The 6,615-nt window shown below is 51.0% G+C and carries 4 protein-coding genes and 1 pseudogene; all 5 read left to right on the top strand.

Features of this window, described 5'->3' with window-relative positions; genetic code table 11:
• Positions 1-565: pseudogene (gene sdhA / locus ABYW01_RS10830) on the top strand (succinate dehydrogenase flavoprotein subunit); the annotation flags it as partial.
• Positions 566-577: 12 nt separating this feature from the next.
• Positions 578-1,282 carry a succinate dehydrogenase iron-sulfur subunit gene (locus ABYW01_RS10825; RefSeq protein WP_193952274.1) on the top strand — a complete coding sequence of 235 codons (705 nt, stop codon included), beginning with the start codon at positions 578-580 and terminating at the stop codon, positions 1,280-1,282.
• A gap of 273 nt (positions 1,283-1,555) precedes the next feature.
• Positions 1,556-4,390, top strand: coding sequence for a 2-oxoglutarate dehydrogenase E1 component (locus ABYW01_RS10820; protein ID WP_372832651.1), 2,835 nt, complete (start codon positions 1,556-1,558; stop codon positions 4,388-4,390).
• A 50-nt stretch (positions 4,391-4,440) separates the two neighbouring features.
• Positions 4,441-5,649, top strand: a complete 1,209-nt coding sequence (gene odhB, locus ABYW01_RS10815) for a 2-oxoglutarate dehydrogenase complex dihydrolipoyllysine-residue succinyltransferase (protein ID WP_372832650.1) — start codon at positions 4,441-4,443, stop codon at positions 5,647-5,649.
• 48 nt (positions 5,650-5,697) lie between these two features.
• A partial coding sequence (locus ABYW01_RS10810; RefSeq protein WP_372832648.1) for an FAD-dependent oxidoreductase occupies positions 5,698-6,615 on the top strand: 918 nt, incomplete at its 3' end.

Genomic DNA, 6,615 nt, shown 5'->3' with positions numbered 1-6,615 from the left:
TGGTAACTCCCTGCTTGACTTGGTTGTATTCGGCCGTGCGGCAGGTATCCAGATTGAGAAGCAGCTGCAGGAAGGTTATGAGAACACCGACGCGACAGAGGAAGATCTGGAACGCGCGATGGCTCGCCTGAACAAGCTGAACAACTCTACCAGTGGTGAAAGTGTTTCTGCTGTTCGTAAAGAACTTCAGGACACCATGCAGCTGTACTTCGATGTATTCCGTGACGGCGATAGCATGCAGAAAGGTCTGGAGCTACTGAAAGGTATTCGCGCTAAAGTTGATAACTTGCATCTGGAAGATAAGAGCCAGTCATTCAATACTGCACGTATTGAAGCTCTGGAGCTTCAGAACCTGATGGAAGTTGCTGAAGCAACTGCGATTGCAGCTGAAGTCCGTAAGGAATCTCGTGGTGCTCACGCACGTAACGACTTCACCGAGCGTGATGACGAGAACTGGCTGTGCCACTCCATGTACTTCCCGGGTGAAAAACGTATCGGTAAGCGTGCGGTTAACTTCGCACCTAAAACCATGGATGCGTTCCCGCCTAAAATTCGTACATACTAAGGAGTTGTTATCATGCTGGTAAGTGTATATCGCTATAATCCTGAGACTGATGACAAGCCTTACATGCAGGATATCCATATCGATATCCCGGGTGGTAAGGACATCATGGTGCTGGATCTCCTTCAGTTGCTGAAGGACAAAGATCCGTCTCTGGCATACCGTCGCTCCTGCCGTGAAGGTGTTTGCGGTTCCGATGGTCTGAACATGAATGGCCTGAACGGTCTGGCTTGTATCACTCCGCTGTCCGCAGTGGTAGAGAACGACAAGCTTGTACTGCGTCCGTTGCCGGGTCTGCCGGTTATTCGTGACGTTGTTGTAGACATGACTCAGTTCTACAAAGCGTACGAGAAGATTAAGCCGTTCCTGATCAATGATACGCCGGCACCGGCGATTGAACGTCTGCAGTCTCCGGAAGAGCGTGCCGAGCTGGACGGTCTGTACGAGTGTATTCTCTGTGCATGCTGTTCAACGTCTTGTCCGTCTTTCTGGTGGAACCCAGACAAGTTCATTGGTCCATCCGGCCTGCTGCAGGCATACCGCTTCCTGGCGGATAGCCGAGACACCGCAACGCGCGAACGTCTGGCTGATTTGGATGACCCGTTCAGCGTCTTCCGCTGCCACGGCATCATGAACTGTGTGAATGTTTGCCCTAAAGGTCTTAACCCGACCAAGGCAATCGGTAAGATTCGCAACATGCTCATTCAGCAAGCGACCTGATAAAAAGCGGTGCCCTAGGGCACCGCTTTTTTTTGTTCTTTTTGTGCTGAATGAGAAAGACTAATTGTCCGATTAGAAAAAAATGACAATTCGGTGATATTCACACAAAGAATTATTTAAAGCTTCCTGTGAAAAGCTATAGAATACCAACCGCCACGCACAGGGACGCCTGTGATGGCAGAGAAAATATACGGTAACGTCAAAGAGGGGCAGGCTGGACAGCGAATCGGCTGGTAAAGCTTAGCAAAGCCCCCTGAGCCAGGGTGATCAAGAATGCAAGAAGGCATCATGGAGTTGATGTGGAAAAATGCACACCTGTACGGTGGTAATCTTTCCTACATCGAACAACTGTACGAAACCTACCTGATGGATCCGAGTGCTGTTCCACAAGAATGGCGTGAAGAATTCGATCGTTTACCTAAAGTGGGTGATAACCTTACACAGGATGTTCCTCACTCAACAATTCAGGAACATTTCCTGTACCTCGCTAAAAATCAGAAGCGCGCTGCACCGGCTGCTGTTAGTTCTGTTAGCTCAGAACATGAGAAGAAGCAGGTTCGCGTTCTGCGAATGATCAACGCATATCGCGTACGTGGTCATCAGGTAGCAACCATTGACCCGCTGGGTTTGCTGGAGCGTGAAGACGTTCCTGATTTGGATCCTCGCTTCCATGAACTGTCTGAAGCCGATTACGACACAGTCTTCCAGCTCGGTTCCCTGTTCTTCGGTCCAGAAGAAGCGCCGCTAAAAGATATCCTGGCTGACCTGAAGAAGACATATTGTGGCACCGTCGGTGCAGAATATATGCACATCGTTGACACTCAGGAAAAGCGCTGGATCCAGTCTCGTCTGGAACCAAGTCGTTCCCACCCTGTGGTTGAGCCTGAGAAGAAAATGATGGTTCTTGAGCGCCTGACGGCTGCTGAAGGTCTGGAAAAATATCTGGGTTCCCGCTACGCCGGTGCTAAGCGCTTCGGTCTGGAAGGCGGTGAATCGATGATTGTCTGCCTGAACTCTTTGATTCAGCGTGCAGGCAAGCAGGGTTGTAAAGAAGTTGTGATTGGTATGGCCCACCGTGGTCGTCTGAACACATTGGTAAATATCTTTGGTAAAAACCCGGCAGAGCTGTTTGGTGAGTTTGAAGGTAAGAAGATGGTGGAAACGTCCGGTGACGTTAAGTACCACCAGGGCTTCTCTTCCAACGTAATGACCGCTGACGGTGAGGTTCACCTGGCGATGGCGTTCAACCCATCCCACCTGGAAATCTCGGCGCCGGTTGTTGAAGGTTCTGTTCGTGCTCGTCAGGATCGACGTGATGATGCGGTAGGTACAACGGTACTGCCGGTTAACATTCACGGTGATCAGGCGTTTGCTGGTCAGGGTGTGGTGATGGAGACATTCCAGATGTCTCAGACCCGTGCTTATAAAACTGGCGGTACAATCCACCTTGTGATCAACAACCAGGTCGGCTTTACCACCAACAAAAAAGAAGACTCCCGCTCTTCTGAATACTGTACTGATGTTGCGAAGATGGTGTCTGCACCAATCTTCCACGTAAACGGAGACGATCCGGAAGCGGTACGCTTTGTGACTCAGCTGGCGGTAGACTACCGTAACGAATTTAAAAAAGACGTTGTGATCGATCTGGTTTGTTACCGTCGTCGTGGCCATAACGAGGCGGATGAACCATCCGGTACTCAGCCACTGATGTATGCTCAGATCAAGAAACAGAAAACAACCCGTGAGCTGTATGCCCAGCAGATGATCAGCGAAGGTGTTATCACCGCTGAACAGAGCAAGGCAATGGAGAAAGACTACCGTTCTGCACTGGAAAACGGTGAGCACGTAGTACAGTCTCTTGTACAGCAGCCAAACGAAGAACTCTTCGTTGATTGGCGTCCATATCTTGGCCATAAGTGGGTCTTTGACCACGAAACTGGTGTTGACCTTAAGCTCCTGCAAGAGCTGGGTAACAAGCTGTGTGACGTGCCGGACGGCTTCAGCGTGCAGCGTCAGGTTCAGAAAATTATTGATGACCGTAAGCGTATGGCTGCGGGTGCAATGGCTCTGAACTGGGGTATGGCAGAATCTTTGGCATACGCTTCTATTCTGGCGGAAGGCCACCCGGTACGTATTACCGGTCAGGATGTTGGTCGAGGCACGTTCTCCCACCGTCATGCGGTTCTTCACAACCAGAAAGATGCAGAAACACATACGCCTCTGGAAAACTTGTCTCCAGAGCAGCCGCGTCTGACATTGCATGATTCTTATCTGTCTGAAGAAGCGGTACTTGCATTCGAGTACGGTTATGCAACCACTACACCTAATGCATTGGTAATCTGGGAAGCTCAGTTTGGCGATTTCGCTAACGGTGCTCAGGTTGTTATTGACCAGTTTATTACAAGTGGCGAGCAGAAATGGCAGCGCCTGTGTGGCCTGACGATGCTTCTGCCTCATGGCTTTGAAGGTCAGGGGCCAGAGCACTCTTCTGCACGTCTGGAACGTTATCTCCAGCTGTGTGCTGAACACAACATTCAGGTGTGTGTTCCTACGACTCCGGCTCAGATCTTCCACTTGCTACGTCGCCAGGTCGTTCGACCTCTGCGTAAGCCTTTGGTCGTTATGTCGCCGAAAAGTCTGTTGCGTCACAAGCAGGCAACCTCGACTCTGGAAGAGTTGGCTGAAGGCACGATGTTCAAGCCAGTGATTGCTGAGACTGATCAGCAGGATCCGAGCAAGGTTAAGCGTGTTGTTCTGTGTAGCGGTAAGGTCTACTACGACCTGTATAACCGTCGTGCAGAGCTGGAAAAAGATGATGTTGCCATCATTCGTATCGAACAGCTGTATCCATTCCCTGAGAAGGATCTGGCGCGTGCGCTTGGTGAGTACACAAATCTGGAGTCTGTGGTTTGGTGTCAGGAAGAGCCAATGAACCAGGGCGCCTGGTACTGCAGTCAGCATCACATGCGTTCGATTCTGCACGCTCAGAATCCTAATCTGCACCTTGAAGGTGTAGGTCGTCCGCACGCTGCGGCACCTGCTGTAGGTTACGTATCTGTACACCTTGAGCAGCAAGAAAAACTGGTTAACGAAGCAATCAACGGTTGATCAGGTGATCGAAAGTAATCACCTGACGGAGCAACGGTAAAGGAAATAACATGTCCATCGAAATTAAAGCGCCGACTTTCCCTGAATCAGTAGCAGACGGTACTGTTGCAACCTGGCACAAGCAGCCAGGCGAAGCGTGTTCTGCGGACGAGCTGATTGTAGATATCGAAACAGACAAAGTAGTACTGGAAGTAGTAGCACCTGAAGACGGTGTTGTTGCAGAGATCCTGAAAGGCGAAGGCGATACCGTACTGAGTGAAGAAGTACTGGCGACCTTCACTGCAGGCGCAGCGGGTGCAGCAGCACCTGCCGCTGCAGAAGCAGAAGCCGCGCCAGCAGGCGATGCAGATAAGGTTGGTCCAGCTGCACGTAAGCTGATCGACGAAAACGGTCTGGATGCTTCTGCGATCCCTGGTACTGGCAAGAACGGCGGTATCACTAAGGAAGACGTTCAGAACTTCCTGAAAAACAAACCAGCAGCGCCTGCAGCAGCACCTGCTGCGGCGGCTCCTGCTGCTTCCGCAACAGCGGCGGCACTGAATATCGTAACCGGTGAGCGCGTTGAGAAACGTGTTCCTATGACACGTCTGCGTGCCACTATCGCTAAACGTTTGGTTGAAGCACAGCAGAACGCTGCAATGCTGACCACGTACAACGAAGTGAACATGAAACCGGTTATGGAGCTGCGTAAGCAGTACAAAGACCTGTTCGAAAAGACCCACAACGGTACGCGTTTGGGCTTCATGTCCTTCTTCGTGAAAGCTGCGACTGAAGCACTGAAGAAATTCCCAGCGGTTAACGCATCTATCGACGGCAACGACATGGTTTACCACGGTTACCAGGATATCGGTGTAGCAGTATCTACCGAACGCGGTCTGATGGTTCCTGTGCTGCGTGATACAGATGCAATGAGCCTGGCGGATGTTGAATCGACTATTGCTGACTTCGGTAAGCGTGGTCGTGAAGGTAAGCTGGGTCTGGACGATATGCAGGGCGGTACGTTCACCATCACTAACGGCGGTGTATTCGGCTCCCTGATGTCTACTCCTATCCTGAACCCGCCTCAGACTGCAATCATGGGTATGCACAAGATCCAGGAACGCCCAATGGCAGTCAACGGTCAGGTTGAAATCCTGCCGATGATGTACCTGGCCCTGTCTTACGACCACCGTATGATTGACGGTAAGGAAGCTGTACAATTCCTCGTGACTATTAAAGACCTTCTGGAAGATCCTGCACGTATGCTGCTGGAAGTCTAAGTCAGCCCAAAACTATAACGAGTGAATTGATAGGATAGGTAAAGAGACATGTCACAGAAATTCGACGTAATCGTCGTAGGTGCGGGCCCTGGTGGGTACGTAGCTGCTATTCGTGCGGCTCAGCTGGGTCTGAAAACTGCATGTGTTGAAAAATGGGTTGATGACAAAGGTGCTGCTGTATTGGGCGGTACTTGTCTGAACGTTGGTTGTATTCCGTCTAAAGCATTGCTGGAATCTACCCATCAGTTCCACAAAGCACAGCACGCCGATGTGCACGGCATCCAGACAGGCGAAGTGTCTATGGATGTTAAAGCGATGGTTGCCCGTAAGGACAAGATCGTTGGCAACCTGACCGGTGGTATCGGTGGTCTGTTTAAAGCAAATGGCGTTACTGTGCTGCAGGGCATGGGTAAACTGCTGGCTAACAAGCAGGTTGAAGTCACTGCAGCTGACGGTACAGCTGCGGTATACGATGCTGAGAACGTGATTCTGGCGTCTGGTTCCGTACCTGTGAACATCCCACCTGCGCCACTGACCGACGGTCTGATCCTGGATAACGCCGGTGCCCTGGATATCGATGAAATCCCTGCACGCCTGGGTGTTATCGGTGCAGGCGTTATCGGTCTGGAGATGGGTTCTGTATGGGCGCGTCTGGGTACCAAGGTTACTGTACTGGAAGCGATGGATGACTTCCTGGCAGCAGCGGATAAAGATGTCGCTCGTGAGGCAGCTAAGCTGTTCAAGAAGCAGAATCTGGACATTCAGCTGGGTGCTCGCGTAACCGGTACTGAGATCGTTGACGGCAAAGAAGTTAAAGTGAAGTTCACTGACTCCAAAGGCGAGCAGGAAATCACTGTAGACAAGTTGATCGTAGCTGTTGGTCGTAAGCCACAGACTAACGGTCTGCTGTCTGAAGATTCCGGCGTACAGCTGGATGAACGCGGCTTCATCTTTGTTGATGAGCAG

Source organism: Pontibacterium sp., from assembly GCF_041587635.1.
GTDB lineage: Bacteria > Pseudomonadota > Gammaproteobacteria > Pseudomonadales > Balneatricaceae > Pontibacterium.
Note: the sequence above shows the minus strand (reverse complement) of the source record. Positions and strands in the feature narration are given on the sequence as shown.

Coding starts and splice junctions, on each gene's coding strand:
- ABYW01_RS10825 (WP_193952274.1), top strand. CDS start 578: ATGCTGGTAAGTGTATATCGCTATAATCCTGAGACTGATGACAAGCCT.
- ABYW01_RS10820 (WP_372832651.1), top strand. CDS start 1,556: ATGCAAGAAGGCATCATGGAGTTGATGTGGAAAAATGCACACCTGTAC.
- odhB (WP_372832650.1), top strand. CDS start 4,441: ATGTCCATCGAAATTAAAGCGCCGACTTTCCCTGAATCAGTAGCAGAC.